This window comes from Streptomyces cathayae, assembly GCF_029760955.1.
GTDB lineage: Bacteria > Actinomycetota > Actinomycetes > Streptomycetales > Streptomycetaceae > Streptomyces > Streptomyces cathayae.
Window position 1 is genome coordinate 741,350 of the sequence record NZ_CP121682.1, and the last position, 26,153, is coordinate 767,502.

The following is a 26,153-nucleotide window of genomic DNA, read 5'->3' on the forward strand; positions in this document are numbered from 1 at the left end:
TTCCGGGCGGTCGGGTTTCCGGGTGGCCGGGCTCCTGGCCGTCAGGCGCCGCAGGAGCGGAGGAACGTGCGGGTGCGGACCGCGATCGGCAGCGGCTTGTCCGGTTCGCAGGGGTACATGTCCTGCTCGACGATCGCGAACAGGTCCACGCCCAGCTTCTGGGCGGCCGTGAGGACCGGGCCCAGCTCCGGTACACCGGTGGGCGGTTCGCACATCACGCCGCGCTGCACGGCGGGGCCGAACGGGATCTCGTTCTCGACCACGTCGGCGAGGATCTCCGGGTCGACCTGCTTGAGGTGCAGATAGCCGATGCGTTCGCCGTAGGTCTCGATCAGCTTGACGCTGTCGCCGCCGCAGTAGGCGTAGTGGCCGGTGTCGAGGCAGAGGTTGACCAGGGAGGAGTCGGTGGAGTCGAGGAAGCGCTCGACGTGTTCCTCGGTGTCGATGTGGGTGTCGGCGTGCGGGTGGACGACGATGTCGAGACCGTAGGTGTCCCGCACCTGGCGGGCGAGGCGTTCCATGCCCCGGGTGAGGTGGCCCCACTGCTCGGTGGTGAGCTCCGGGGCCTCCAGGATCTCGGCGGTCTTGTCGTCGCGCCAGAAGGACGGGATGACGACGAGGTGCTCGGCGCCCATGGCCTGGGTGAGGGAGGCGACCCGGCCGACCTGCTCCCAGGTGGACTCCCACTCGGAGGGGCCGCGGTGCAGTCCGCAGAAGATGGTGCCGGCGGAGACCTTGAGGTCCCGCTTCTTCACCTCGTCGGCCAGGCGGGCGGGGTCGGTCGGGAGGTAGCCGTAGGGGCCGAGTTCGATCCAGGAGTAGCCGGCCTCGGCGACCTCGTCGAGGAAGCGCTGCCAGGGCACCTGCTGCGGGTCGTCGGGGAACCAGACGCCCCAGGAGTCGGGGGCGGAGCCCACCCGGATGCGGTCGAGCGCGACTGCCATGTCAGGTCTTTCCTTCCGGGGATGCCGCTGCGGGGGTCTGGAGGTCCTCCGCCTCGGGGAGCTCCTCCACGTCGACGCCGCGCACCTGCGCCAGCTCGTGCTTGAGGGCGGCGAGTTCGGTGCCGCCGGCCATGTGGTGGGTGAGTTCCTCGAGGGTGACCTCGCTGCGGGCGGCGGAGAGTTCCAGGGTGCCCAGGCGCAGGACGCTGAAGTGGTCGCCGACCATGTAGGCGTGGTGCGGGTTGTGGGTGATGAAGATGACGCCGAGGCCGCGGTCGCGGGCGGCGGCGATGTACTTCAGCACCACACCGGACTGTTTGACGCCGAGCGCGGCGGTGGGCTCGTCGAGGATGAGGACGCGGGCGCCGAAGTAGACGGCACGGGCGATGGCCACGCACTGGCGCTGGCCGCCGGAGAGGGTGCCGATGGGCTGCTCCAGGTCGTCCAGGACGATGCCCATGTTGCGCAGTTCCTCGTCCGCGGTCCTCTTCATCCGGTCGATGTCGAGGCGGCGCAGGGGCCAGGGGCCCTTGGTCATCTCGGAGCCGAGGAAGAAGTTGCGCCACACCGGCATCAGCGGGACGACGGCGAGGTCCTGGTAGACGGTGGCGATGCCCTGGTCGAGGGCCTCGCGCGGGGTGGAGAAGCGTACCGGGGTGCCGTCGACGAGGAACTCGCCCTCGGTGTGCCGGTGCAGTCCGGAGATGATCTTGATGAGGGTGGACTTGCCGGCGCCGTTGTCCCCGAGGACACAGGTCACCTTGCCGGGGCGGACGTTCAGGTCGACACCGTGCAGGGCGCGGATGTTGCCGTAGGACTTGCCGGCGCCGCGGAGTTCGACCAGGGGGCGCTCCCCGTCCGGGGCGGTGTCCTGGGGGGTGGCACCGTGGGTGCCGGTCGTGTCGTCGGTCATCGCTGTCACCTCCGGGTCGCCGTGCGCTGGACCCACAGATTGATGAGGACGGCGCCGAGGAGCATGACGCCGAGGAATGCCTTGAACCAGTCGGGGTTCCAGCCGGCGTAGACGATCCCCTGCTGCACCATGCCGAACATGAAGGCGCCGAAGACCGGGCCGATCGCGGAGCCGTAGCCGCCGGTCATCAGGCAGCCGCCGATCACCGCGGCGGCGATGTAGATGAGCTCCTGGCCCACGCCCTCGCCGGACTGCACGGTGTTGAAGGAGAACAGCTGGTGCATGCCGACGAACCAGGCGCCGAAGCCGACCAGCATGTACAGGGAGATCTTGGTGAGGTTCACCGGCACGCCGACGGCGCGGGCGCTCTCCTTGTTGCCGCCGACCGCGAAGATCCAGTTGCCGTACTTGGTGCGGAGCAGCACCCAGGCGGCGAGGGCGGCGAAGACCAGCCACCACACGATGGTGATCTTCACCTGGACACCGCCCAGCTCGAAGCTGGAGGCGAAGAGGGCCTGGGCCTGGGCGAAGCCGTCCATGTCGCTGATGTCGTCGGTCGCGACGTTCCCGGTGACCGTCTTGGTCACGGCCAGGTTGATGCCCTGGAGGATCAGGAAGGTGCCGAGGGTGACCAGGAAGCTGGGCAGGCCCGTCTTCATCAGGAACCAGCCGTTGAACATGCCGACGGCGAGGGACACCGCGAGGGCGGCGATGACGCCCACCCATACGTTCATGGACAGCTGGTAGGCGAGCATGCTCGCGGTGAGCGCCGAGGTGACCACGGCGACGCCCGCCGAGAGGTCGACCTCGCCGCCGATCATCAGCAGCGCCACCGGCAGGGCCATGATGCCGATGGTCGAGGACTGGTACAGGATGTTCGCCATCGAGCTGCTGTCCCGCATCGGCGGGGCGGCGATCAGGAAGAACACCAGAACGACCACGACGCCGAGGAAGACGCCGACCTCGGGCCTGGCCAGCAGTCTGCGGGCCGGTGTGCGCCGCGCGGTGCGGCCGTCGGTCTCCTTCGGGCCGGGGGCCGGCGGTGGGGTCACCGCCGGCTCAGCCTGTCGGGTCATGCTGATCACCGAGTGCCCTTCGCGGCGTACTCGGAGACCGCGTCGACGTTGGACTTGTCGACGAACGCCGGGCCGGTCAGCACCGGCTGCTCACCGCCGCCGCTGTAGTTGCCGTTGTTCTCGTAGAGCCACAGGCCGTCGATGGCGAGGTAGCCCTGGAGGTAGGGCTGCTGGTCCACGGCGAACTCGATGTCGCCGGCCTGGATCGCCTTGGTCAGGTCCTTGTTGAGGTCGAAGGTGGCGACCTTCGCCTTGCTGCCGGCGTCGCCCACCGACTGCACCGCGGTCGGCGCGAACGGGGCGCCGAGGGTGGCGACGTAGTCGATGGCGGAGTCCTGCTTGAGCTTGGCGGTGATCGTCGACTTCACCGACGGCATGTCGACGCCGTTGACGTTGAGGATCTGGGTCTTGCCCTCGAAGGTCTTCTTCAGGCCGTCGCAGCGCTGGGTCAGGCCGACGTTGCCCTGCTCGTGGATGACGCAGACGGTGTTCTTCGCACCCACCTCGTTCAGCTTCTTGCCGAAGGCCTCACCCGCGACGGACTCGTCCTGGCCGAAGAACTCGAGCAGGCCGAGGTCCTTCCAGTCGCTCAGACCGGAGTTGATGCCGACGACGGGTATGCCGGCCTTCGTCGCCTTGCCGATGACGCTCTTGAGCGCGTCCGGCTTGGCGAGGGTGATGGCGATGCCGTCGACCTTCTGGTCGATCGCGTTCTGCACCAGGTTGGCCTGGTTGCCCGCGTTCGGGTCGGCGGAGTAGATGAGCTTGACGTTGTCCTTGGCGGCGGCGGCCTCGGCGCCCTTGCGGACGATGTCCCAGAAGGTGTCACCGGGTGCCTGGTGCGTGACGAGGGCCACCGTCATGCGGGGCGTGCTCGCCTTGCCCGTCGAGGAGGCGTCCGCGCCGTCCTCGGACTTCTTGCCACCGGAACCGCTGGAGCAGCCGGCAAGGGTCAGGGCGGCCGCCGCGGCCACCGCGACGAACGGCACGATCCTGCGGGGGCGGTGGTGAGAAGAGCGGTCCATCTTAGCCTGCACCTCACTGTGCTACGCGGAAAAAGGGCGGGTTCCGAGGATCCTCCCCGGAGCCTCGGACGTCCGGTCTGTCGTGCGAAACGGCTGTCGTGCTGGGACGGGATCAAATCCCTTGCCGAGCACTCTGTCAATACTTTGTTAAGACATCCTTTCACCAGCTAGTCCGAATGTAAGTACAAACTATTGACAGCGTCGCCCTCCGCGACCTACACCTGAGAGGCGGCAGGTCCCTGGCTTTCCACGTCCCCACCGTCGCAGGGCGCCAGGGGACCCGCATCCCCAGCAGTTCGAGGAGCTTCGCTCGATGACCGACTCAGACGCACCACAGTATTTCGACCTGATCACCTTGGGTCGCATCGGGGTCGACCTTTACCCGTTGGAGACCGGAGTTCCGCCGGCGAAGGGCGAAACATTCGGAAAGTTCCCCGGTGGTTCGGCCGCGGGCGTCGCGGTGGCCGCCGCCGTGCCACCGGGCGACGCGCGCCTGCCGAACCAGCCCTGAACGGAGTCCTCTCGTGAACCTCAGCATCTGTGACCTCACCGCGGTCCGGGCCCGGCATCCCGAGGCCGTCGCCGAGGCGGCGGCCCGCCGGGCGCGCCGCCCGCTGATCGGCGACAACGGGCGGCTGATGATCGTGGCCGCCGACCATCCCGCACGGGGCGCGCTCGGCATCGGCGACCGGCGGCTGGCCATGGCCGACCGCGCCGATCTGCTGGAACGTCTCTGCGTCGCGCTGTCCCGGCCCGGTGTCGACGGGGTGCTGGCCACCGCCGACGTCCTGGAGGACCTGCTGCTGCTCGGCGCGCTGGAGAACAAGGTCGTCATGGGGTCGATGAACCGCGGCGGGCTGGCGGGCTCGGCCTTCGAGATGGACGACCGCTTCACCGGCCACCGCCCCGAGGACATCGAGCGGTTCGGCTTCGACGCGGGCAAGCTGCTGGTCCGCATCGACTACGACGACCCGGGCTCCCTGACCACCCTGGAGTCCACCGCCCGCGCCGTCGACGCCATGGCCGAACGCCGGCTCCCGGTGTTCGTGGAGCCGTTCATCTCGCGCCGGGTCGACGGCAGGGTCCGCAACGACCTGTCGGCCGAGGCCGTCATCCGGTCCATCGCCATCGCCTCCGGCCTCGGCGGCACCTCCGCCTACACCTGGCTGAAACTGCCCGTCACCGAGAACGCCGACGACATGGCGGAGGTCCTGCGGAGCTCCACCCTGCCCGTGGTGCTGCTCGGCGGCGAGGTCGGCGACCAGGAGGCGGCGTACGAGCGGTGGGGCAAGGCGCTGCGGCTGCCCTCCGTGCAGGGCATGGTCGTCGGCCGCTCGCTGCTCTACCCGGCGAGCGGCACCGTGGAGTCGGCGGTGGACACGGCCGTAGGTCTGCTGTGAGAAACCCGTTGAGAAGCCCGTTGAGAAACTCGTCGAGAAGCCCGTTCCGAGACGGAGGCACGCCATGAGGTACCACCTTCCCGCGGGCAGGGCGCACGCCGGCCCCTACGTCGTCGACGTGACCCCCGAGACCGCCGGCTGGGGGTACTCCAGCCTGCGCGTGCTGGAACTGCCGCCCGGCGGCAGCCACACCTTCGACACCGGTGACAGCGAGTGGATCGTGCTGCCGCTGAGCGGCGGCTGCACGGTCGTCGCGGACGACGACTTCGGCCACGACACCTTCGAACTCACCGGCCGCACCGGTGTGTTCGACGGCGTCACCGACTTCGCCTATGTGCCGCGCGACGCCCGCGCGAGCGTGACCTCCGCCGCGGGCGGCCGGTTCGCGCTCACCGGCGCCCGCTGTACCCGCCGCCTGCCCGCCCGCTACGGACCGGCCTCCGGCGTCCCCGTGGAGCTGCGCGGCACCGGGAGCTGCTCCCGGCAGGTCAACAACTTCGGCGCGGCGGGCACGTTCGAGTGCGACAAGCTGATCGCGGTGGAGGTGCTCACCCCGGGCGGCAACTGGTCGTCCTTCCCGCCGCACAAGCACGACGAGCACCGGCCGGGCGAGGAGTCCGTGCTGGAGGAGATCTACTACTTCGAGTTCGCCGGCCACGACGGCATCCCCGGCCTCGGCTACCAGCGGGTCTCCCCCTCCGGCCCGGACCGGGAGACGGACGTGCTCGCCGAGGTGCGCGACGGCGACGTCGTCCTCATCCCGGACGGCTGGCACGGGCCGTCCATGGCGGTGCCCGGCCACCACATGTACTACCTCAACGTCATGGCCGGCCCGGAGACCGAACGGGCCTGGCTGATCTGCGACCACCCCGACCACGCCTGGATCCGCGACACCTGGCCGGACCGGCCGGTCGACCCCCGTCTCCCCCTCTACACCGCCCCGGAGAGGTCCGCATGAGCGCCGCCACCCGCCGACTGACCACCGCCCAGGCCCTGGTGCGTTTCCTGTCCGCCCAGTACACCGAGCGGGACGGCGCACGGCACCGGCTGATCGCGGGCACCTGGGGCATCTTCGGCCACGGCAACGTGGCGGGCGTCGGGCAGGCACTCGTCGAGTACGCCGACGTCATGCCGTACCACCAGGGCCGCAACGAGCAGTCGATGGTGCACGCGGCCGTCGCCCACGCCCGCCAGCTCAACCGGCTCTCCGCGCAGGCCGTGACGACGTCCATCGGCCCCGGCGCCACCAACCTGGTCACCGGCGCCGCCCTCGCCACGATCAACCGGCTGCCGGTGCTGCTGCTGCCCGGCGACTACTTCGCCTCGCGCGCCGCCGACCCGCTGCTCCAGCAGCTGGAGCACCCGGTCGAGGCCGACGTCTCCGTCAACGACACCCTGCGCCCCGTCTCCCGCTTCTTCGACCGGATCACCCGCCCCGAGGCGCTGATCGCCTCCGCGCTGAACGCGATGCGGGTGCTCGCCGACCCGGCCGAGACCGGTGCCGTCACCCTCGCACTGCCGCAGGACGTCCAGGCCGAGGCGTACGACTGGCCCGAGGAGTTCTTCGCCGACCGCGTCTGGCCCGTACGGCGTCCGGCACCGGACCCGGCCGAGCTGGCGGCGGCCGTGGCAGCCGTACGGGCCGCCCGGCGCCCGCTGATCGTCGCGGGCGGCGGCGTCCACCACAGCGAGGCCGAGGCGGCGCTCAAGGCCCTCGTCGACGCCACCGGCATCCCGGTCGCCTCCACCCAGGCCGGCAAGGGCTCCCTGCGCCACGACCACCCGGCCGACCTGGGCGGCATCGGCCACACCGGCACCGCGGTGAGCGACGACCTCGCCCGCACCGCCGACCTGGTGATCGGCGTCGGCACCCGCTACACCGACTTCACCACCGCCTCCGGCACCCTCTTCCGCCACCCGGACGTCCGCTTCCTCAACCTCAACATCACCGGCTTCGACGCCCACAAGCTGGCGGCGCGCACCCTGGTCGGCGACGCCCGCACCGGGCTCGAGCAGCTCGCCGGAGAGCTGACCGGGCACCGTGTGGACGCGGCGTACGAGGCGGAGTACCGCGCCGGCAAGGAGCGCTGGGAGCAGGTCGTCGAGACCGCCTACCGCGCCGACGACGACAGCGCCGTACCGACCCAGACCCAGGTCCTCGGCGCGCTCGACGCGGTCGTGGGCGACACGGACGTGGTGATCAACGCGGCCGGTTCGCTCCCCGGCGACCTGCACAAGCTGTGGCGTGCGCGCAGCCCGCGCCAGTACCACCTGGAGTACGGCTACTCCTGCATGGGCTACGAGATCCCGGCCGCCCTCGGCGTCCAGCAGGCCGCGCCCGGCACCCCGGTCTGGGCGCTGGTCGGCGACGGCACGTATCTGATGATGCCGACGGAGATCGTCACGGCCGTCCAGGAGCGGCTGCCCGTCAAGATGGTCCTGATCCAGAACCACGGGTACGCCTCCATCGGCGGCCTGTCCGAGGAGACCGGCGGCGAACGCTTCGGCACCGCCTACCGCTACCGGGCCGAGGACGGCACCTTCTCCGGCGCCCCGCTGCCCGTCGACCTGGCCGCGAACGCGGCCAGCCTGGGCATGGACGTACTGCGCGCCAAGACGGTGCGGGAGGTGCGGGACGCCCTGGCGCGGGCCCGTACCGCCGACCGTCCGACGTGCGTGTACGTCGAGACGGACCCGGCCCCCACCGCTCCCCCGGCCGAGGCCTGGTGGGACGTGCCGGTGGCCGAGGTCGCCTCCCGCGAGGCCGCCGTCCGGGCCCGCGAACGCTACGACGCCCGGGTCGCCGACCGACGGCGCCACCTCTGACCAGTTCCCGAACCGACCGTCCCCGACCGCGCCCTCGACAGGGAGGCACCCCATGGCGAAGTCCGGTGACCGGCCCCGTGCCGTGACCGAATCCGCGCTCAGCACACTGGACTTCGCCCTGGACCGGGGCAGCCCGGTGCCGCTGTACCACCAGCTCGCCCAGCAACTGGAGGCGGCGATCGCACGCGGTGTCCTCGCCCCGGGCAACCTCCTGGGCAACGAGGTCGACCTCTCCGTACGCCTCGGCCTGTCCCGCCCCACCGTCCGCCAGGCCATCCAGTCCCTCGTCGACAAGGGGCTGCTGGTCCGGCGGCGGGGGGTGGGCACCCAGGTGGTGCACAGCCGGGTCAGACGGCCACTGGAACTGAGCAGCCTCTACGACGACCTGGAGGCGGCGGGGCAGGGCCCGACCACACGGGTCGTACGCCACGAGACGGTACCGGCGCCCGCCGAGGCGGCCGCCGCGCTCGGCCTGGCAGGAGGCAGTGAGGTCGTCCTGCTGGAACGCCTGCGCCGCACCCACAATCAGCCGGTCGCCCTGCTGTGCAACTACCTCCCGTGCGACCTGCTCGACCTGGACGACGCCCGCCTGGAGTCGACCGGCCTGTACCGCATGATGCGCTCGGCCGGCATCACCCTGCACAGCGCCCGCCAGACCGTCGGCGCCCGCTCGGCCACGGCCTCGGAGGCGGCCCGCCTGGACGAGAAGGTGGGCGCCGCCCTGCTCACCATGGAGCGCACGGCCTACGACGACACGGGCCGCACGGTGGAGTACGCCACCCACGTCTACCGCGCCTCCCGCTACTCCTTCGACTTCCAGCTCCTGGTCAGGTCCTGAGGTCCGCACCGACGGGAGTACGCGCAGCCGTGTCTCACGTGACCGGCCTCCGGGACCGGGACCCTTCGAGCATCTCGGTCAGTCCCTACGCCTGCGTGATCCGTTCGCGCAGCCAGGAGTCGACGCCGCCGAGCGCCGTCCTGGCCATGGCCGTGGGGTGGCCCGTGAAGCCGTGGGGTGCGTCGGGGTAGACCCGGAGTTCGACGTCATTGCCGGCCGCTGACAACCGTCCTGCCAGCGCCAGGTTGTCTTCCAGCAGAACATCGGCGCTTCCGACGACCAGCAGCGTCGGGGGAAGCCCGTCAAGAACACCGTAGAGGGGAGAGATGTCGGGAGCAGTGCGGTCTTCCACATGGCCGGCGTACGCCTGGATGAAGTACTCGTCCGCGATGCGGCGGCCGGCCGGGGTCCGTGCGCTCAGGTCATAGGTCCCGAATTGGAGCGCCGCGCCGGTGAACCGGCCGACGACACCTCTGTCTCTCAGCCGGAGCAGGGTCGCCAGGGCGAGTGTGGCTCCCGCGGAGCTCCCGCCGATCGCAAGTCGGGACGTTCCGAAGCGGGCCTCGGCTTCTTCGGTGAGCCAGAGTGCCGCCGCTTCACAGTCGTCGGGTGCCGCCGGCCAGGGATGCTCGGGGGCCAGCCGGTAGTCGACGCTGACAACGACGAGATGCAGGGCGTCTGCGAGCTCGCGATTGCGTTTGTCCCCTCGCGCTGCGGAGTCCAGGTAGAAGCCACCGCCGTGTATGTCCAAGTAGACGCCCCGCGGCGGACCGTCGACAGGTGTGAAGATCCTGACGGGGACGCCCACTTCCGCGACTTCGACAGTCTCTTCGACCGCAGGCGGATCAGCGGCATGAGGAGCGGACCTCTTCGCTCGCGCCTCCTTGAGCCCCTCCAGCGTACTGGGGCCACGGCCTGCCACCCTCGACTTGTAGAAGTCACGAGCTTCATCCACCTGCTCCGCGGGCACGTCGGCGAACAGTGCGTCCAGCGCGAACCGCATGCGCCCCCCTCATCACTCGGATCCCAACTCCACGCTATCGCCGACCTACGACGCGAGTCCCCCCGCCGCGATGTAGCCGGAAGTCGGCCCATAGGGCTCGCGGCATCCGACATCATGCTTGACGGGACGTCATCCCAAGCCGGGGCTTCCCGCTTGTCCACCGTCGCCCCCGCATCGACCCCGCCCAGGCGCGAAAGGTCGCTGTTTATTCTCCTTCGTTCCTGCTCAAGGCCTTGAGTACGTGATCTAGCTCATTCGGCATCACGACAATGAGAACAGCGCCTTCGGAGGAGGTGCACTCAACGATCCTGGACCTACCGTTGATCTTGATTGCTTCGCGCCGTGAAGGTGAACGCAGGCTGCCCTGTCGCAACCCTGCCGGAAGTGATACTGCCGCACCGGCCCTGGTACGAGGCTCCCAAGCCATCGTGGAAGGGCCTATCACCATTCGCCCTCGAAGCCACCGTCCCTCAAGCGAGGGATGCCGGAGCAGACAGGGAACCTTGATCACATGCCCCTGAGCGGCACTTTCTGCACGTTGTTTCACCTTCCGGCGGAGCAGCCACACCGTCAGCCCGGCTACTGCCGGGAAAACCACCAGTTCGATCACTGAAGCAGTCAAGCAGCAGCCAACCCAGATACCCAGCTGCTCAACAGGCCTCCTCCATCAGAGGATTCGCCTTCGGCCCATCGCCAGAACCCGCGAGAGACTACTGGAAACGGGCCGGTACCGGCCATCTGAACGGGGGACCGCTGTCGACCGGCACCCTCCATGTCTCAGGGCCGCGGCCTGGGTGAGTGCGCGGCCCGCACTTTGCTCGAGCGAGCGCGGAGCGAGGACCACCGGGGAGTCGTGCATGCCTTCCCCGCAACGAGCAGCAGGGCCTCGAACGGCATCTGCCGAACCGTTCAACCGATCTTGATGAGCAATGCTTGCGCGGAAGCGTGTGACGACTGCCCTCGAACACAATCAAGGGCCCCTCCCCACCGAAGTGGAGAAAGGCCCTGACCTGGGCTCGACGCCCGTCCTGCACCGTCGGGACGACAGGATTTGAACCTGCGACCCCTTGACCCCCAGTCAAGTGCGCTACCAAGCTGCGCCACGTCCCGGTGCGGTCACGTGCGGTGAGGCACGTGATCACGCGGACAGCACTTTACCGCACACCGCGCCCCGTGCCGAAGCGAGGCCGGACGGGGGACAATCGGCGTATGGACAGCACGGACAGGACATCCCCGGACCGGACGGCCGCCGCGCGGGACCGGGACGGTGAGGGGCGGGCGCGCAACGCCCGGCCGCGGGACGGGCTGGGGCGGCCGCTGCCGTACGGCGCGGAGGGGGTGCCCCGGCAGCCCGAGGGGATCGTCCGGCCGCCGGAGGCCAGCGTCGCCGAGGCGCAGCGGCTGCTGGACGAGGGCAAGCCGTTCCACGCGCACGAGGTGTTCGAGGACGCCTGGAAGTCGGGGCCCGAGGAGGAGCGGGAGCTGTGGCGGGGGCTGGCCCAGCTCGCCGTGGGGCTCACCCACGCGGCGCGCGGGAACCTCACCGGCGGGGTCCGGCTGCTGCGGCGCGGGGCGGGCGCGGCGGAGGAGTGGGCCGCGGGTGCCGGGTCCGCGCGTCCGCACGGGATCGACCTCGACGGTGTCGTCGCCTGGGCCCGGGAGCTGGCGGCGGAGGTGGAGCGGGGGGACGGCGTTCCGGTGGACGCGGGAGCGCGGGCGCCACGGCTGCGGGACGCGTCCCGGCGAGGATAGTCCGGACGCGGTGCGTGGAGTGTCGGTGGCGTGCGGCAGACTCGGGGCGTGCGAAAAATCCATGTCATCGGTATCGGCGCGGGCGATCCCGACCAGTTGACCCTGCAGGCGGTCAAGGCCCTGCGCGGGACAGATGTGTTCTTCATCCTCGACAAGGGCGAGGTGAAGGCGGATCTGACCGGGCTCCGCCGGGACATGCTCGACGCACACCTGCCGGAGCGGACGTACCGCGTCGTCCAGGCGCGCGACCCGGAGCGGGACCGGAGGGCCGGCGGCGCGGCCTACTCCCCCGCCGTCGGTGACTGGCGCAGCGCCCGCGCGGACATCTACGAGCGGCTGATCGCCGAGGAGCTGGGCGAGGGCGAGGTGGGCGCGTTCCTGGTGTGGGGGGACCCGTCGCTGTACGACAGCACGCTGGGCATCCTCGAGGAGGTGCTGGCGCGGGGCGCGGTCGCCTTCGAGTACGACGTCGTGCCGGGGATCAGCAGTGTCTCGGCGCTCGTCGCCCGGCACCGCACGGGGCTCAACCGGGTGGCCCGGCCGGTCCAGATCACCACGGGCCGGCGGCTCGCGGAGGGCTTCCCCGAGGGGGTGGACGACGTCGTCGTGATGCTGGACGCCCACCAGACCTTCCGGCAGTACGCCGACCAGGCCGACCAGGAGATCGACATCTACTGGGGCGCCTACATAGGAACCCCGGACGAGATCCTCGTCTCCGGGCCGCTAGCCGAGGCCGCTCCCCGGATCGAGCGGCTGCGTGCCGAGGCCCGCGAGCGCAAGGGCTGGATCATGGACACGTATCTGCTGCGGCGGAATCCCGGGGACGGCTGAGCCGCCCGGGATCCGGCGCGTCAGAGGGGTCCCAGGCGTTCCAGGGCGCTCGTCACGTCGGGCACCGGGCTGACGTCCTGCGGCAGCGGCGGGCGGCGTACGACCACGACCGGCAGGCCGAGTTCGCGGGCCGCCGTGAGTTTGGCGGACGTCGCCGTTCCCCCGCTGTCCTTGGTCACCAGTACGTCGATGCGGTGTTCGCGCAGCAGGGCCGTCTCCTCGGCCACGGTGAACGGTCCGCGGTCCAGCAGGACGCAGGTGTGCGGCGGCAGGGGCGGCTCGGGGGGATCCACCGACCGGATCGTGAAGTGGAGCCGGGTCAGCCGGGCGAAGGCGGCGAGGCCCAGGCGGCCGGTGGTGAGGAAGGCTCTCCGTCCGAGCCGGGGCAGCAGTTCGGCGGCGGCGTCCAGGGAGGGGACCGGGTGCCAGCGGTCGTCCGGTCCGGGCTGCCAGCCGGGGCGGCGCAGGACGACCAGGGGTACGCCGGCCGCGGTCGCGGCCCGTGCCGCGTTCGCCGTGATCCGCTCGGCGAACGGGTGTGTGGCGTCGACCAGGGCCGTCACGTCCTGGTCGCGGAGCCAGTCGGCGAGCCCTCGCGCCCCGCCGAAGCCGCCGACGCGCATCCCGCCCGCGACCGCTGCGGGCCGTGCCACCCGTCCGGCGAGCGAGGTGGTCACCCGCACTCCGGGGCGGGCGGTCAGCTCGGCGGCGAGTTCGCGTGCCTCGGTGGTACCGCCGAGGACCAGGACGTGTGCGGACATGACGCCGAGCGTACGAGGCCTGCGCCGGAGGGGGCGGGCCGGGCCCGGGAGGGGGCGTTGGAGGGACAACCCGAGGGACAACCCGAAGGACAGGCCGGCGGATGTCGGACATGCACTGTGAGCAGGACTCGAATGTCGGCGACGCCCGTGCCCCCGTACGTCCTACGATGACGCCGGCGACTGGAGGAGTCATGGCCGTGGACTTGAGCAGGCGGGCCTACCGGGTCCAGCGGTGGTCCGCGCGGGTGGCGCTGGCCGCGGCCGCGCTCGCGGTGCTGTTCCCGCTCCTCTACGGAGGCATGCGAGGGCTGGCGCTGCTGCTCGGCGGCGCGGCGGGCCTCGCCGTGAGCGCCGCGGCGCTGTGGTGGACGCTGACCCTGCGGGGTCCGCTGCGCTGGGTGGCCGGGCTGGTGGCGCTGTGCGTGCCCGTGGCTGTCGTCACACTGTTCGCCCTCACCCTGTTCTGGGCGCTGCCGCTGTCGCTGGCCCTGTGGGGGCTGGCCGTGTGGAGCGGCCGGTACGCGCTGCGGGGGACGGGGAGCGAGCGGCTTCGGGAGCGGCAGAGGGAGCGGCGGACACCGCCGCCCCGGCGGCCGGTGCTCATCATGAATCCCCGGTCGGGCGGCGGAAAGGTGGGCCGGTTCCGCCTGCGGGAGAAGGCGGAACGCCTGGGGGCCCGGGTCGTCCTGCTCGATCCGGAGGTGCAGAACGACGTGACCGCTCTGGCCCGGGACGCCGTCGCGGACGGCGCAGATCTGCTGGGCGCAGCCGGCGGTGACGGCACGCAGGCGTTGGTCGCGGCCGTGGCCGCCGAGCACGGCATCCCGTTCCTGGTCATCAGTGCCGGGACCCGCAACCACTTCGCCCTGGACCTGGGCCTGGACCGCGGTGATCCGGCCGCCTGTCTGGACGCGCTCACCGACGGGGTGGAGCTGCGCGTCGATCTCGGTTTCGCCGGGGACCAGCCCTTCGTGAACAACGCGTCCTTCGGCGCGTACGCGTCGATCGTGCAGAGCCCGGCCTACCGGGACGACAAGATCGGCACCAGTCTGGAGCTGCTGCCCGACCTGCTCACCGGGCAGCAGGGTCCCCGGCTGGTCGCCCGCGTCGGCGACACGACACTCGAGGCCCCGCAGGCGGTGCTGGTCAGCAACAACCCCTACCGCACCGACGATCCCTTCGGCCTGGGCCGACGGGATCGTCTCGACTCCGGCGTACTGGGTGTCCTCGGCGTCAAGGTGGAGGGCGCGGTGCACGCCGCCTCGCTGCTGCTGGACCCCGCGCCGAGCGGGCTCACTGTCCTGACCGCCTCCGAGGTCGTCATCGAGGGGGACCGCGCGGAGCTGGAGGCCGGGGTCGACGGGGAGGCCCTGATGCTGCCGGCGCCCGTCCGCTGCCGTATCGCACCCGGCGCGCTCCGGGTCCGCGTCCCCCGCAAACGGCCCGGGGTCGCGCCGGCGCGCCCGCGTCTGGACTGGCGGCGGCTGCGCAAACTGGCGGCGACGGTCGGCCGCACGGCTGCCCCCAGCCGGTTCCGGCACCAGGATCTCCCGCAGACGGAAGGCAAGGAGCCCTTTCTCGGCTCGCGGTAGGTCCGACGCCCACCGGCACCCGCCGACGCTCCCCCGGCCCCCGGCTCAGTGCAGCAGCAGTTGCACGCCGCCCACCACCGTGGCCGCGATCACCAGCCGCTCGAAGAGCACCTGGTTGATCCGGCTCACGGCCCATTTACCGAGGAACGCGCCGGGCACGACGAACAGGACGAGCGCCGCGTCGAGCAGCAGCGATTCCGCGTTGATCAGTCCGAGGCCCACACTGAACGGCACCTTGGACGTGTTGACGATCAGGAAGAAGAAGGCCGACGTCCCCAGGAAGCCCAGCTTCCGGAAGCCCGCGGAGAGCAGGTACAGGGACATCACCGGCCCGCCCGCGTTGGCGACCATGGTGGTGAAACCGCCGAGGACGCCGTACGAGCGGGCCTTGACCTTTCCGGCCCGGGAGGTGACCGCGTCGGGTCCGTTCCCGGCGCCGTCCCCCTTCGCGGCCCTCTCCGCGGCTCGTCGCCGCCACACCGTCACCCCGGCCATCAGCAGCAGGATCGCCCCGATCGACGTCCGTACGGCCTCGTCGTCCGCCCACATCAGGAAGACGGTGCCGACCACGACGCCCGCGGCGACCGCCGGGAACAGCCGCCACAGCGTGGGCCAGTGGGCGTGCCGCCGGTAGGTGAGGACGGCGAGCACGTCCCCGGCGATCAGGATGGGCAGCAGTACGCCGGTGGAGGCACGGGCGGGCAGCATCGCCGCGAAGATGGCGAGGCTGACCGTGTTGGCCCCGCTCACGGCGGTCTTGGAGAAGCCTACGAGCAGGGCCGCGAAGGCGAGGGCGGCGAACTGCCAGCCGTTGAGGTCCCAGAGTGTCATCGTGTTCATTGCGGGGACCGATGCTATGTCCCCTGATGATCGCGGTCAGCAGCGTCTCGCCTGATGGTCCTGCCGCCCCCGCCCGCCGGACCGTGCGCGCACCACAGGGGCCGTCGTGTTTGTACCGGAGCGTCCGGGGCACCTGCGCGGTCGGACGAGAAAGACGAAAACGTGAAGGGAGCCCCCACCCCATGACCGTTGTGCGGAGCACGCTGCCCGACGAGGACCGCCGGATCGCCTGCGAGGCACTCCAGAGCACCCTGGTGGATCTCCTCGGCCTCTCACTGATCGGCAAGCAGGCGCACTGGAACGTCGTGGGTCCGCGGTTCCGTTCGGTCCACCTCCAGCTGGACGAGGTGGTCTCGGCCGCGCGCACCGGCGCCGACACGGTCGCGGAGCGCTCCGCGACGCTCGGCGTGCCGCCGGACGGCCGCCCGGAGACCGTCGCCAAGGTCTTCTCGCTGCCCGTCCCCGAAGAGGGCTGGCTGCGGGACGAGGACGCCGTGCGGGTCATGGCGGAGGCGCTGGGCACCGCGATCGTACGGCTGCGCGAGCGCGTCGACGCCACCGAGAAGGCGGACCCGGTCACCCAGGACCTGCTGATCTCCGTCACCGCCGAACTGGAGAAACTGCGCTGGATGTTCGAGGCGGAGAACACCCCCTTCGGCTCCTGACGGACCCACCCGGCGCCCCGACATCCACTTCCCCGCCCTCTCTCGCTCCCGCTCCCCCGTCCCGCTCCCCCATTCCCGGGACAGGGTGATCATCGCGCGGCACAATGACCGCGACGGCCGGATCCGGCCGGAGGAGCGAGGGAGGGCGAGAGACGTGGGTGAGAGCCGCACCCCACCGGGGGTCCCGGCGCGACCGGACACCTCTGTCGCGCACAACGCGCGCGGGTGGGGCCAATGGATCGGTGGCGAGGACACCCACGAGGTCGACCGGTGGGCGGGTGACCAGGTCGTCCCGGCCGTCCGGGACATCGCCGCGTTCTCCCAGGAGCTGCACCCGGTCGAGCCCGGCCCGGTGTCCTGCTCTCGGCGGCGTGCCGGGGCGGAGGCCGCGGTCGCCGTGCCGCAGCAGTACGGCGCGGTGCCCGTGAAACCCTGACGCCGTACAACCCTGACGCCGTGCGGCCCCGACGCGACCGTCCGGACGCGAGCGTCGGTCCGATCCGGCCGAGCCCCTCGAGGAGGACACACCGCCGCGGAGCGGCCGGCACCCCGCAAGCCCGAACCGTTGAAAGTATGATCAAGCGATGTCTGACACGACCGAAACCACGCCGGGTTGGCTGTCCTCCGACGAGCTGGAGATGACACGTGCCCGCATGCCGATCCTGTACGTCGAGTCCGTCCCCGTCCGGGTCGACGACAGCGGCGAAGTCACCAGCGTCGGCCTGCTGTTGCGCATAGGACCCGACGGCACGGTCAGCCGGACGCTGGTCTCCGGCCGGGTGCTGCACCACGAGCGGGTCCGCGACGCGCTGCTGCGCCACCTGGAGAAGGACCTCGGCCCGGTGGCGCTGCCCCGGATCCCGGCGTCGCTCCAGCCGTTCACGGTGGCGGAGTACTTCCCCACGCACGGCGTCACGCCGTACCACGACCCGCGTCAGCACGCGGTGTCCCTCGCCTACATCGTGCCGGTGACGGGTGACTGCCGGCCCCGGCAGGACGCCCTCGACCTGGTGTGGTTCAGCCCGCAGGAGGCCCTGTCGGAGGCCGTGCAGAGCGAGATGCCGGGCGGGCACGGGGTGCTGCTGAGGCAGGCGCTGGCCCACGCGGGCTGCGTGAGCTGACCCGGCGGGAACGGCGCGAGCGGTGTCAGGGGGCGTCCGTGCTCTCCGGGCGGGTGAGGTTCGCCCCGGTCGAGGGGTCGAAGACATGCGCCTTGCCCATGTCGGCCCGGAGGTCCACGGGCGCTCCCTCACGGGCGCGGGTGGCGGCGTCCAGCCGGGCCACGATCTGCTGCGCGGCCCCCGCGCCGGTGTCGCGCAGTCCGGAGTCGGTGGCGAGTTCCTCCAGTTCGGTGGTGGTCACCGGTCCGCCCTCGGCGCCGAAGTGGACGTACACGTCGGAACCGAGCGACTCCAGCACGTCCACGGTGACCGTGAGGACGGGGCCGCCCGGCTCACGGGCCAGGGCCGCGTCCTCGAAGGCCTCGGGACGCAGCCCGACGATGACGTCGCGCGGCGCGTTCCGCCGTTCCAGCGCCCGACGCGTACGGTCGTCGAGCAGCAGGTCGCCCAGCGGTGAGCGCAGCACACCCGCCTCCAGGACGGCGCCGACGAAGTTCATCGCCGGGGAGCCGATGAAGCCCGCGACGAAGAGGTTGCGCGGCAGGTCGTAGAGGTGTGCGGGCGCGCCGATCTGCTGGACCAGGCCCTGCCGCATGACCACGACCCGGTCGCCGAGGGTCATCGCCTCGGTCTGGTCGTGGGTGACGTAGACGGTGGTGGTGCCCAGGCGGCGTTGCAGCCGGGAGATCTGGGTGCGCATCTGCACCCGCAGCTTGGCGTCCAGGTTGGACAGCGGCTCGTCCATCAGGAACGCCTCGGGGTCGCGGACGATGGCCCGCCCCATCGCCACCCGCTGGCGCTGGCCGCCGGAGAGGTGGGCGGGCTTGCGGTCCAGGAACTCGCTCAGGTCGAGGACCCGCGCGGCCTCCTCGACCTTGCCGGCGATGGTGGCCTTGTCCACCTTCGCCAGGCGCAGCGGGAAGCCCATGTTCTCGCGCACGCTCATGTGCGGGTACAGGGCGTAGCTCTGGAACACCATGGCGACGTCGCGCTCCTTGGGTGCGAGGTCGTTGACGACCCGGCCGCCGATGCGCAGGGTGCCCTCGGTGATGTCCTCCAGTCCGGCGATCATGTTCAGGGTGGTGGACTTGCCGCATCCGGACGGGCCGACCAGGATCACGAACTCGCCGTCGGCGATGTCGAGGTCCACGTCCTTCACGGCGACGGATCCGTCGGGGAAACGCTTGGTGACGCCCTCGAGGACGATCTCGGCCATGGGTGGTGCCTCCTTGCCTTCGTGACAGGCCTTCGCCTTCGTGACGGGCCTTCGGACGGGCCGGTTCCGGGCGGGGTGCGGGGTGGCCCGCTGCGGGCCCGGTCACCCCTTGACCGCTCCGGAGGTCAGTCCGGCCACGATCCGCCGCTGGAAGAACAGGACGAAGACGATGATGGGGATGGTGATCACCACGGCGGCGGCGGCGATCGAGCCGGTGGGCTGCTGGAACTGGGAGCTGCCGGTGAAGAACGCGATCGCGGCGGGGACCGTCCGCGCGGACTCGGTGGAGGTCAGCGAGATCGCGAACAGGAAGTCGTTCCAGCAGAAGATGAACACCAGGATGGCGGTGGTGAACACGCCCGGCGCGGCCAGTGGCACGATGACCAGCCGGAACGCCTGCGCGGGCGTGGCGCCGTCCACCTTGGCGGCCTTCTCCAGGTCCCACGGGATCTCCCGGAAGAACGCCGACAGGGTGTAGATCGCCAGCGGCAGCGAGAAGGTCATGTACGGGATGATGAGCCCGGCCCAGGTGTCGAAGATCCCGACGGCCCGCTCGATCTCGAACAGCGGCGACACCAGGGAGATCGGCGGGAACATGGCGATCAGCAGCGACATCCCGATGAGCAGCCGCTTGCCGGGGAACCGCAGCCGGGCCACGGCGTAGGCGGCCATGGTGCCCAGGATCACCGCGATCACCGTGGCGATCAGCGCGATGCCGATCGAGTTGACCAGTGCCCGGGTGAACTGGGAGGTCTCGAAGATGCCCCGGTAGTTCTCCCAGGTCCAGTCCCGGGGGATGTAGCTGCCGTCGGAGAGCGTGGCGGGGTCCTTGAACGACAGCGCGGCGATCCACCACACCGGGAACAGGGCGTACAGCACCACGACGACGTTGGCGACGCCCCAGCGGGTCGCGTGCGTCCTGCCCGCGGCGGCCATCAGGGCTTCACCTCCGCGCCGGGTGCGGCGGCGCCGAACAGCTTGACGAAGGTGAAGGCGATGATCCCGACACAGAGGAAGATCAGGACCGAGATCGCCGACCCGATGCCCAGGTTCAGCGCGGTGAACAGGTTGTTGTAGCCCAGGATCGACAGGGAGCCGGTGCCGTGGGCGCCCGAGGTCAGGACGTAGATGTTGTCGAAGATCCGGAAGGCGTCCAGGGTGCGGAAGAGCAGCGCGACGAGGATGGCCGGCTTCATCAGCGGCAGGACGACCCTGGTGAACCGCTGCCAGGCGGAGGCGCCGTCCACCATGGCCGCCTTCAGGGTCTCCTCGGGGACCAGCGCGAGGCCGGCGAGCAGCAGCAGTGCCATGAACGGGGTGGTCTTCCACACCTCGGCGAGGATGATCAGCCAGAGCGCGGGCCACTGTTCGGTGAGCGGGGCCTCTCCGCTGGGCAGCAGCTCGGCCAGGTAACCGAGGTCGGGGGTCCAGGCGTACTGCCAGGAGAAGGCGGCGACCACGGTGACGATGCCGTACGGGACGAGGACCGCGGTGCGCACCGTGCCGCGCCAGAAGAGCGTGCGGTGCATCACCAGGGCCAGTGCCATGCCGAGGACGAGTTCGACGGCCACGGACACGACGGTGATGAACAGCGTGACCCAGAAGGCGTCCCACCAGAACGGGGAGGACAGCACCGCCCCGTAGTTGCCCAGGCCCACGAACTCGGCCCGGTCCGGGAAGCGCAGGTCGTAGCGCTGGAGGGAGAGGTAGACGGCGTATCCGACGGGGTAGGCGGTCACGGCGGCCATGACGAGGACGGCCGGTGCGCACAGCAGCAGGCCGAGGCGCCGCTCCTGCCGGGCGCCGGCCGAGAGTGCCTTCCCGCTCTTGTCCGGGAGGGGGTGGTTCACGGGATCACACCCTCGGATCGCAGAGCGTCGTCGATCTGGTTCCTGATGGCGGCGACCGAGCTCTCCGGCTTGATGGCGGACGGCGGGGACAGGGTGTGGGCGATGACGATCGACACGTTCTGGTAGGCGGGGGTGGCCGGCCGCACGCTCGCCGACTCCAGGGCGGCCAGCACCTCCTTGGAGAAGGGGTACTGCTTCTCGAACGCCGGCTCGTCGTACAGGGCGCGCAGGGTGGGCGGCAGTCCGCCGTCGAGTGCGGCGGTGAGCTGGTTCTCCCGGTTGCGCAGGCACAGGGCCGCCTCGAAGGCGAGGTCCGGGTGGCGGGAGTGGGCGCTGACGGCGAGGTCGATGCCGCCGATGGTGGGCCGGGCGGGGCGGCCGGGGTCGACGCGCGGGTAGGGCGCCCAGCGGAAGTCCTCGAACAGCCGCGGGTTGTTCGCCTTCATCGACGGATAGACGAACGGGTAGTTGAGTTCGAACGCCGCCACCCCCGACTCCATGGCCAGACGGTTCTGGTCCTCCATCTGGTTGGGCAGGGAGGGGTCCGCGGCCGGTGAGCCGGCGAGGTCGCGCATGAGGGCGGCGGCCCGGACGGCCGGCGGGCCGAGGGACGGCGCGGTGGCGCTCGGGTCGAGGATGGCGCCGCCCGCGCTGTTGACCAGCGTGTTGAACCAGACCGTCAGGCCCTCGTACTGGGCGCCCTGGATCTCCACGTAGTGCGGTTTCCCCTGCCGGGCGAGCTCGCGGGACATGTCCAGCATCTCGGACCAGGTCCTCGGCGGGGTGGGCACCAGGTCCTTGCGGTACCACAGGAGCTGGGTGTTGGTGTTGTACGGGACGGCGTACAGCCTGTTCTTCCAGGTGGCGGTCCGCAGCGGGACCCGCAGCGTGCCCGCGGTGGCCCGCCGTTTCGCCTCGCCCGTCCACTCCCGGATCCAGCGGGCCTCGGCGAACTCCGCGGTCCAGGTGACGTCGAGGCCCATGATGTCGATGGATTCGTCCTGGGCGGCGAGCCTGCGCACCAGTTGCTGGCGCTGGCCGTCGGCGCCCCGCGGCAGCTTGCTGTAGCTGATCCGGTAGCGGCCGCCCGACGCCCGGCCGCACCGGTCGGCGGCCTTCTGCAGGGCGCCGGAGTCGTCGGGGAAGTTGTACCAGTTGAGCGTGGTGCGGCCGGAGCCCTCCTGTTCACCGCCGCAGGCGGCGAGCGTGGACGCCATCAGCGTCAGCGCGACCAGCACCCGCGTCCGCGGCCGTCGCACCCCCCGGGGCCGCCCGGGTCGCCGGGGTCGTCGCACCTCGCCGCGGTGGCCCGAGTCCGGTCGGCCCCCGCACATCGCGTGCACGCGCTCCCCACCTCGCTTCCGGGACGGCGGCGCGGCGGTCGGGCCCCGCGGCGGCGCTTACCCGGCGAACGTTAAGCAGCACATAGCGCGACATCAAGGACATCCACGGACGAATCACCCATGAAGCGCGTCAGACGGCCCGCCAGACGTTGTCGAAGGCCGCGTCCTCGATGCCTCGCCGCTGCCGTACGGCCTCCAGCTCCATGACGGCGTCGTGGACGGCCGCCAGGACGGTCACGACCTGATCGTCGGCGAGCTCGGCGACCAGGTCCTCGGCCGGCTGCTCCCCGATCCCCGCGGCGGCGGCGAGGCCGGCCAGCACCGGTTCGCGGGACGCCCAGCGGTCGGCCGCCCGGCTCCGTGCCGACGTCTCGGTCGGCACCGGCGGACCCGCCCGGAAGGAGAGCCGGCGGGTGTGCGGCCGGGTGACCAGCCCTTCCGACTCCAGGTCGGCGAGATGGGCGGCGGTCAGGCCGCGGCCCCGGCGCCACAACCAGTCCTCGACGGATTCGTAGGGCGCCTGTCGTGCGAGCGACGACGCGGCCTCGCGCAGCAGCCCCTCACCGTCGGCGGGCGGCAGCCCGGGTACGACGAGCTGCCCGTCCAGGGTGACGGCCTCGGCGTCCATGAGGTCGATCAGCTCCGCCCCCGCGAGCGCGAGCGACAGCTCACCCTGCGCCACGGGAGGGGCGGAGGGGGTGTCGAGGGCGACGATCATCAGGTCCCGTGCCGTGGTCATGAGCGACTCCCTGTCGATGGCTCCCCGTCAAAAGGGTGACGGCACCCCTCCCAGAGGACACATCGTACGACCGCCACACCGGGGGACGGCGAAAAGCCGCCTCCTCATCCATGAGAAGGCGGCATCCGACCTACTACAAGCTGGCCGGGACGACAGGATGGGAACCTGCGCCCCCTTGACCCCCAGGAGTGCGGGCTACCGGGATCATCCGGATGAACCGGCTGTTCCAGGGGCGGATGCCGTGCTTCGCGGTGTGAAGTTCGGCATCGCGCTGCCGTTCGGTCCCCCACTGGTCCCCGGAACGCAGACCAGGCCCCCCATCAGGATGGCGCGCGGGACTGCCGGTGCTGCCGTTCCCGTGGAAGCCCGGCGATGACGGCGCCCCGGTGCAGTACGTCGCGGAGCAGGGCGGGGGTCAGAGTCCGGGTGGACATGTCGCGTCGGCTGGGGTGGTGTCCACCGACCAGGTGCACGTGCCGTTCACTGTTCGCGTCGGTGAGGAGGACTTCGGCACCGTGCCCGAAGGCCGGGCGGGGGCGGGGCGGCTGCCGGCCCGCGTCCGCCTGCACGGACAGCAGCGCCTGCCGGGCGAAGCCACTCAGCACCACAAGGGCCCGCAGGGTCGGGCGGAGCAGGTCCGGTTCGCGGGCGAGCCACGGGCGGCAGGTGTCGCGCTCACCGGTGGTGGGCCGGTTGCCGGGCGGCGCGCAGTGCACCGGGACGGTGATCCGCACCCCGTACAGCTCCAGCCCGTCGCCCCGGTGGGTGGCGGTGGGCCGGGAGGCCAGGTCGAGGTCGTAGAGGGCGGCGTACAGTGCGTCGCCGGTCGGGTCGCCGGTGAAGATCCGCCCGGTGCGGTTGCCGCCGTGCGCGGCCGGGGCCGAGCCGACGACGGCCGACGCCGCGTCCGGCGGGCCGAAGCCGGGCACCGGTCTGCCCCCCCCGTACTCCCGGTCCCGAAACGCCCTGCGTTTGACCCTGGCGGCCTCCTCGCGCCGGGCCACCAGGCGCGGGCACGCCCGGCAGGTGGCCACCGCCGCGTCCAGTTCGCCCACAGAGCTCACCTGGAGAGCCGTCCGTGCGGGAAAATCAGGTGACTCGGGCGGGAGACGTCGGCTGGGCACAGCATGCTCCTCGTCGATACGCCGTACGGGACGCCGTCGCTCCGTGCCCGGGCGCCGGTGGGACTGACCCGGCAAAATCCCGACAGGCTCGCACGAGCCGGCCCCGATAAAATGGGCGAACCGGGACCGCCCGCTTCGCAGCAGGGCACGGAGCTGCCCACCCCGCTCGACGCCGGGGTGGCCGACCGATCTGGAAGGGCGCCATCATGGCCGAACAGATCACCTGTCGCAGAGTTTACGAGGAGACTGCGCCGAAGGACGGCAAGCGCGTGCTGGTCGACCGGGTGTGGCCCCGCGGCATGCGCAAGGAGGACGCGCATCTGGACGAGTGGCTGCGTGATGTCGCGCCGTCCAGCGAGCTGCGCAAGTGGTACGGCCACGAGCCCAGCCGCTTCACCGAATTCCGACGCCGCTATCTGGCGGAGCTGCGCGACGCCGGGCACCGCGAGGCGGCCGAACATCTGCGTGACCTTGCGGCGCACGACAGACTCATGCTGCTGACCGCCACCAAGGACGTGGACCACAGCCAGGCCGCCGTTCTCGCCGAGTGGCTGACCAAAAGCCGGTGACCGGCAGTGAGGAGCCAGCGGGGTGGCGGTCACCGCTCCAGGCGAACTCGCGCTTCCCGGGCCGCGATCGGTAGGGGTCGGCGGTCTCCTGCGCATCGTGCCGGGCATCTTGCGCCGTCCGTAGATGTGAAGAGGGGTGGCAATGCGAACGAACATCATCCGGCACGAGAACATGATGGCCAGCTACGACGTGGTCAACGGCTGGACCGTTGTCGAGGCCGACGGTGAGGTGGACGCCCACACTGCCCCCATGATCCGGGAAGGAGTGCTCAGACTCCTCGATGAGGGACACCGCCACTTCGTTCTGGAACTGGGCTTCGTCACCTTCATGGATTCGATGGGGCTGGGCGTGATCGTGGCGATCACCAAACGCATCCGTGAACACGAGGGTTCGTTGCGTATCGCGTCCGTCTCGGGCCGGATACTGAGGATCTTCGATCTGAGCGGCATGCGCGAGAGTTACGAGATCTACCCCTCAGCAGCGGAAGCGACGCAATCCGCTCCCTCGCCCGGCAGCCTCGCGCACTGGCCCCACCCGTCAGGCTGAGGAACGGCGCACAGGAACGACCTGCTTCACCAGGTCGGGGGCGGTGGCGAAGGCACTCACGGGGACGGGCCGACGTCCAGGACGGACAGGGCTTCGCGGACCATCTGATGGGTGAAGCCCCACTCGTTGTCGTACCAGCTCATGATCTTGACGAGGGTGCCGTCCACCACCCGGGTCATCGCGGCGTCGACGACCGAGGCTCTGGGGTCGCCGATGATGTCGGTGGAGACCAGCGGCTGCTCGGAGACGGCCAGGACATCGCGGTAGCGGTCGGTGCCGGCCTCCTGGCGGAAGACGTCGTTGACCTCCTCGGCAGTGGTGGGCCGGGCGGTGACGGCCACGATGTCCGCGACCGAGCCGACCGGCACCGGAACCCGGATCGCCACCCCGTCGAAGCGCCCGGCCAGTGCGGGCAGCGCCCGGGTGGTGGCCAGCGCCGCCCCGGTGGACGCGGGAACCATGTTGACGCCGGCGGCTCGGCCGCGGCGCACGTCCCGGCTGGGTCCGTCAACGAGCTGCTGGGTGGAGGTGTAGGCGTGGACGGTGGACATGATCGCCCGTTCGATCCCGATCCGGCGGTCCAGTACCTCGACCACCGGGGTGATGCAGTTGGTGGTGCAGCTCGCGCAGGAGATGACCTGCACGCCGTCCGGGGCCTGGTTCACGCCGTGCACCACGGTGGCCACCGTCTCCGTCCGGGCCGGCGCGGACAGGATGACGAAGCGCGCCCCCGCCTGGAGGTGGCGCCGCAGCTCCTCCTCGCGGCGGAAGGCTCCGGTGCACTCCAGGACCAGGTCGATGCCCAGTTCCCTCCACGGCAGCCGGGCCGGATCGCGTTCGGCGTACACCGGCACGTTGTGCCCGTCGATGCTCAGCGCGCCGTCGCTCACCGCGACCGTCCTGCCGTAGCGGCCGTAGACGCTGTCGTGCGCCAGCAGGTAGGCGAGATCGTCCACCTCGATGAGGTCGTTGACGGCCGCGAGCTCAACACCGTCCACGTCGTGCAGGATCTTCAGCGCGGCACGGCCGATACGGCCGAGCCCGTTGATGGCGACCTTCGGCATCCCAGACGTCCTTCCGGTGTTCGCTGCTGCCCTCTGCCCGTCGTACCACCGCGTGAGCGCCCCGGCTGGCGGGCCTACGCCATCCGCGTGCGGGTATCCGCTCGGCTCCGCCTG

At 71.1% G+C, this 26,153-nt stretch carries 26 protein-coding genes, 1 tRNA gene and 1 pseudogene; 13 read left to right on the forward strand and 15 right to left on the reverse strand.

The window, feature by feature from the left end; genetic code table 11:
* Positions 1-41: 41 nt before the first annotated feature.
* The 4 genes from PYS65_RS03550 to PYS65_RS03565 are packed head-to-tail and all read right to left on the reverse strand — an operon-like array spanning position 42 to position 3,958.
* Positions 42-944: a sugar phosphate isomerase/epimerase family protein gene (locus PYS65_RS03550; RefSeq protein WP_279332294.1), complete on the reverse strand. Its 903-nt coding sequence runs from the start codon at positions 942-944 to the stop codon at positions 42-44.
* 1 nt (position 945) lies between these two features.
* Positions 946-1,857 carry an ATP-binding cassette domain-containing protein gene (locus PYS65_RS03555; RefSeq protein ID WP_279332295.1) on the reverse strand — a complete coding sequence of 304 codons (912 nt, stop codon included), beginning with the start codon at positions 1,855-1,857 and terminating at the stop codon, positions 946-948.
* Between the two features lie 5 nt (positions 1,858-1,862).
* Positions 1,863-2,939: an ABC transporter permease gene (locus PYS65_RS03560; protein ID WP_279337840.1), complete on the reverse strand. Its 1,077-nt coding sequence runs from the start codon at positions 2,937-2,939 to the stop codon at positions 1,863-1,865.
* Positions 2,939-3,958: a sugar ABC transporter substrate-binding protein gene (locus PYS65_RS03565; RefSeq protein ID WP_279332296.1), complete on the reverse strand. Its 1,020-nt coding sequence runs from the start codon at positions 3,956-3,958 to the stop codon at positions 2,939-2,941. The genes PYS65_RS03560 and PYS65_RS03565 overlap by 1 nt, the downstream gene beginning before the upstream one ends.
* Positions 3,959-4,271: 313 nt before the next feature.
* Between PYS65_RS03565 and PYS65_RS03570 the strand changes: the two are divergent.
* The 5 genes and pseudogenes from PYS65_RS03570 to PYS65_RS03590 all read left to right on the forward strand — a co-directional run.
* Positions 4,272-4,430: pseudogene (locus tag PYS65_RS03570) on the forward strand (5-dehydro-2-deoxygluconokinase); the annotation flags it as partial.
* A 52-nt stretch (positions 4,431-4,482) separates the two neighbouring features.
* Positions 4,483-5,358: a Cgl0159 family (beta/alpha)8-fold protein gene (locus PYS65_RS03575; protein ID WP_279332297.1), complete on the forward strand. Its 876-nt coding sequence runs from the start codon at positions 4,483-4,485 to the stop codon at positions 5,356-5,358.
* A 64-nt stretch (positions 5,359-5,422) separates the two neighbouring features.
* Positions 5,423-6,316 (forward strand): 5-deoxy-glucuronate isomerase, encoded by an 894-nt coding sequence (gene iolB, locus PYS65_RS03580; RefSeq protein ID WP_279332298.1) that lies wholly within the window; start codon positions 5,423-5,425, stop codon positions 6,314-6,316.
* Positions 6,313-8,184: a 3D-(3,5/4)-trihydroxycyclohexane-1,2-dione acylhydrolase (decyclizing) gene (gene iolD, locus PYS65_RS03585; protein ID WP_279332299.1), complete on the forward strand. Its 1,872-nt coding sequence runs from the start codon at positions 6,313-6,315 to the stop codon at positions 8,182-8,184. The genes iolB and iolD overlap by 4 nt, the downstream gene beginning before the upstream one ends.
* Positions 8,185-8,236: 52 nt before the next feature.
* Positions 8,237-9,022 carry a GntR family transcriptional regulator gene (locus PYS65_RS03590; protein ID WP_279332300.1) on the forward strand — a complete coding sequence of 262 codons (786 nt, stop codon included), beginning with the start codon at positions 8,237-8,239 and terminating at the stop codon, positions 9,020-9,022.
* 85 nt (positions 9,023-9,107) lie between these two features.
* Here PYS65_RS03590 and PYS65_RS03595 read toward each other — a convergent pair whose 3' ends face one another.
* Positions 9,108-10,025 (reverse strand): alpha/beta hydrolase, encoded by a 918-nt coding sequence (locus PYS65_RS03595; RefSeq protein ID WP_279332301.1) that lies wholly within the window; start codon positions 10,023-10,025, stop codon positions 9,108-9,110.
* Positions 10,026-11,061: 1,036 nt separating this feature from the next.
* Positions 11,062-11,135 (reverse strand) — tRNA-Pro (locus PYS65_RS03605).
* A 99-nt stretch (positions 11,136-11,234) separates the two neighbouring features.
* On the opposite strand from PYS65_RS03605, the gene PYS65_RS03610 reads away from it, so the two are divergent.
* Entirely contained in the window at positions 11,235-11,777 is a 543-nt protein-coding gene (locus tag PYS65_RS03610; protein ID WP_279332302.1) for a DUF309 domain-containing protein, read from the forward strand.
* A 48-nt stretch (positions 11,778-11,825) separates the two neighbouring features.
* The gene (gene cobF / locus PYS65_RS03615) at positions 11,826-12,608 is read left to right on the forward strand and encodes a precorrin-6A synthase (deacetylating) (RefSeq protein WP_279332303.1); all 783 of its coding nucleotides are present in this window, start codon (positions 11,826-11,828) and stop codon (positions 12,606-12,608) included.
* A 20-nt stretch (positions 12,609-12,628) separates the two neighbouring features.
* Here the strand turns inward: cobF and PYS65_RS03620 are convergent, their stop codons facing one another.
* Positions 12,629-13,369 carry a cobalt-precorrin-6A reductase gene (locus PYS65_RS03620; protein ID WP_279332304.1) on the reverse strand — a complete coding sequence of 247 codons (741 nt, stop codon included), beginning with the start codon at positions 13,367-13,369 and terminating at the stop codon, positions 12,629-12,631.
* A 191-nt stretch (positions 13,370-13,560) separates the two neighbouring features.
* Here PYS65_RS03620 and PYS65_RS03625 point away from each other — a divergent pair, with 191 nt between their 5' ends.
* Positions 13,561-14,961: a diacylglycerol/lipid kinase family protein gene (locus tag PYS65_RS03625; protein WP_279332305.1), complete on the forward strand. Its 1,401-nt coding sequence runs from the start codon at positions 13,561-13,563 to the stop codon at positions 14,959-14,961.
* 45 nt (positions 14,962-15,006) lie between these two features.
* On the opposite strand, the gene PYS65_RS03630 is transcribed toward PYS65_RS03625, so the two are convergent.
* Positions 15,007-15,801, reverse strand: a complete 795-nt coding sequence (locus PYS65_RS03630; protein ID WP_279332306.1) for a sulfite exporter TauE/SafE family protein — start codon at positions 15,799-15,801, stop codon at positions 15,007-15,009.
* Positions 15,802-15,983: 182 nt separating this feature from the next.
* Between PYS65_RS03630 and PYS65_RS03635 the strand changes: the two genes are divergently transcribed.
* The 3 genes from PYS65_RS03635 (at position 15,984) to PYS65_RS03645 (ending at position 17,587) form a co-directional block, all read left to right on the forward strand.
* Positions 15,984-16,466, forward strand: a complete 483-nt coding sequence (locus tag PYS65_RS03635) for a Dps family protein (protein ID WP_279332307.1) — start codon at positions 15,984-15,986, stop codon at positions 16,464-16,466.
* A 154-nt stretch (positions 16,467-16,620) separates the two neighbouring features.
* Entirely contained in the window at positions 16,621-16,902 is a 282-nt protein-coding gene (locus PYS65_RS03640; RefSeq protein ID WP_279332308.1) for an SAM-dependent methyltransferase, read from the forward strand.
* Positions 16,903-17,050: 148 nt separating this feature from the next.
* Positions 17,051-17,587 (forward strand): NUDIX hydrolase family protein, encoded by a 537-nt coding sequence (locus PYS65_RS03645; protein ID WP_279332309.1) that lies wholly within the window; start codon positions 17,051-17,053, stop codon positions 17,585-17,587.
* Between the two features lie 25 nt (positions 17,588-17,612).
* Here PYS65_RS03645 and PYS65_RS03650 read toward each other — a convergent pair whose 3' ends face one another.
* The 6 genes from PYS65_RS03650 to PYS65_RS03675 form a co-directional block, all read right to left on the reverse strand.
* A complete protein-coding gene (locus tag PYS65_RS03650; protein WP_279332310.1) occupies positions 17,613-18,803 on the reverse strand; it encodes an ABC transporter ATP-binding protein in 1,191 nt (396 codons plus the stop codon).
* 102 nt (positions 18,804-18,905) lie between these two features.
* Entirely contained in the window at positions 18,906-19,739 is an 834-nt protein-coding gene (locus PYS65_RS03655) for a carbohydrate ABC transporter permease (RefSeq protein WP_279332311.1), read from the reverse strand.
* Positions 19,739-20,653 carry a carbohydrate ABC transporter permease gene (locus tag PYS65_RS03660; protein WP_279332312.1) on the reverse strand — a complete coding sequence of 305 codons (915 nt, stop codon included), beginning with the start codon at positions 20,651-20,653 and terminating at the stop codon, positions 19,739-19,741. The genes PYS65_RS03655 and PYS65_RS03660 overlap by 1 nt, the downstream gene beginning before the upstream one ends.
* Positions 20,650-21,891, reverse strand: coding sequence for an ABC transporter substrate-binding protein (locus PYS65_RS03665; protein WP_279332313.1), 1,242 nt, complete (start codon positions 21,889-21,891; stop codon positions 20,650-20,652). The genes PYS65_RS03660 and PYS65_RS03665 overlap by 4 nt, the downstream gene beginning before the upstream one ends.
* Before the next feature lie 235 nt (positions 21,892-22,126).
* Entirely contained in the window at positions 22,127-22,735 is a 609-nt protein-coding gene (locus PYS65_RS03670) for a GOLPH3/VPS74 family protein (RefSeq protein WP_279332314.1), read from the reverse strand.
* A gap of 320 nt (positions 22,736-23,055) precedes the next feature.
* Entirely contained in the window at positions 23,056-23,799 is a 744-nt protein-coding gene (locus PYS65_RS03675) for a uracil-DNA glycosylase family protein (RefSeq protein ID WP_341483657.1), read from the reverse strand.
* Positions 23,800-24,065: 266 nt separating this feature from the next.
* Here PYS65_RS03675 and PYS65_RS03680 point away from each other — a divergent pair, with 266 nt between their 5' ends.
* Positions 24,066-24,428: a DUF488 domain-containing protein gene (locus PYS65_RS03680; protein ID WP_279332316.1), complete on the forward strand. Its 363-nt coding sequence runs from the start codon at positions 24,066-24,068 to the stop codon at positions 24,426-24,428.
* Between the two features lie 142 nt (positions 24,429-24,570).
* The gene (locus PYS65_RS03685) at positions 24,571-24,975 is read left to right on the forward strand and encodes an STAS domain-containing protein (protein ID WP_279332317.1); all 405 of its coding nucleotides are present in this window, start codon (positions 24,571-24,573) and stop codon (positions 24,973-24,975) included.
* 56 nt (positions 24,976-25,031) lie between these two features.
* Here PYS65_RS03685 and gap read toward each other — a convergent pair whose 3' ends face one another.
* Positions 25,032-26,039: a type I glyceraldehyde-3-phosphate dehydrogenase gene (gene gap, locus PYS65_RS03690; protein ID WP_279332318.1), complete on the reverse strand. Its 1,008-nt coding sequence runs from the start codon at positions 26,037-26,039 to the stop codon at positions 25,032-25,034.
* Between the last annotated feature and the right edge of the window lie 114 nt (positions 26,040-26,153).

Coding starts and splice junctions, on each gene's coding strand:
- PYS65_RS03550 (WP_279332294.1), bottom strand. CDS start 944: ATGGCAGTCGCGCTCGACCGCATCCGGGTGGGCTCCGCCCCCGACTCC.
- PYS65_RS03555 (WP_279332295.1), bottom strand. CDS start 1,857: ATGACCGACGACACGACCGGCACCCACGGTGCCACCCCCCAGGACACC.
- PYS65_RS03565 (WP_279332296.1), bottom strand. CDS start 3,958: ATGGACCGCTCTTCTCACCACCGCCCCCGCAGGATCGTGCCGTTCGTC.
- iolB (WP_279332298.1), top strand. CDS start 5,423: ATGAGGTACCACCTTCCCGCGGGCAGGGCGCACGCCGGCCCCTACGTC.
- iolD (WP_279332299.1), top strand. CDS start 6,313: ATGAGCGCCGCCACCCGCCGACTGACCACCGCCCAGGCCCTGGTGCGT.
- PYS65_RS03590 (WP_279332300.1), top strand. CDS start 8,237: ATGGCGAAGTCCGGTGACCGGCCCCGTGCCGTGACCGAATCCGCGCTC.
- PYS65_RS03595 (WP_279332301.1), bottom strand. CDS start 10,025: ATGCGGTTCGCGCTGGACGCACTGTTCGCCGACGTGCCCGCGGAGCAG.
- PYS65_RS03610 (WP_279332302.1), top strand. CDS start 11,235: ATGGACAGCACGGACAGGACATCCCCGGACCGGACGGCCGCCGCGCGG.
- PYS65_RS03620 (WP_279332304.1), bottom strand. CDS start 13,369: ATGTCCGCACACGTCCTGGTCCTCGGCGGTACCACCGAGGCACGCGAA.
- PYS65_RS03625 (WP_279332305.1), top strand. CDS start 13,561: ATGGCCGTGGACTTGAGCAGGCGGGCCTACCGGGTCCAGCGGTGGTCC.
- PYS65_RS03630 (WP_279332306.1), bottom strand. CDS start 15,801: ATGAACACGATGACACTCTGGGACCTCAACGGCTGGCAGTTCGCCGCC.
- PYS65_RS03635 (WP_279332307.1), top strand. CDS start 15,984: ATGACCGTTGTGCGGAGCACGCTGCCCGACGAGGACCGCCGGATCGCC.
- PYS65_RS03645 (WP_279332309.1), top strand. CDS start 17,051: ATGTCTGACACGACCGAAACCACGCCGGGTTGGCTGTCCTCCGACGAG.
- PYS65_RS03650 (WP_279332310.1), bottom strand. CDS start 18,803: ATGGCCGAGATCGTCCTCGAGGGCGTCACCAAGCGTTTCCCCGACGGA.
- PYS65_RS03655 (WP_279332311.1), bottom strand. CDS start 19,739: ATGGCCGCCGCGGGCAGGACGCACGCGACCCGCTGGGGCGTCGCCAAC.
- PYS65_RS03670 (WP_279332314.1), bottom strand. CDS start 22,735: ATGACCACGGCACGGGACCTGATGATCGTCGCCCTCGACACCCCCTCC.
- PYS65_RS03680 (WP_279332316.1), top strand. CDS start 24,066: ATGGCCGAACAGATCACCTGTCGCAGAGTTTACGAGGAGACTGCGCCG.
- PYS65_RS03685 (WP_279332317.1), top strand. CDS start 24,571: ATGCGAACGAACATCATCCGGCACGAGAACATGATGGCCAGCTACGAC.
- gap (WP_279332318.1), bottom strand. CDS start 26,039: ATGCCGAAGGTCGCCATCAACGGGCTCGGCCGTATCGGCCGTGCCGCG.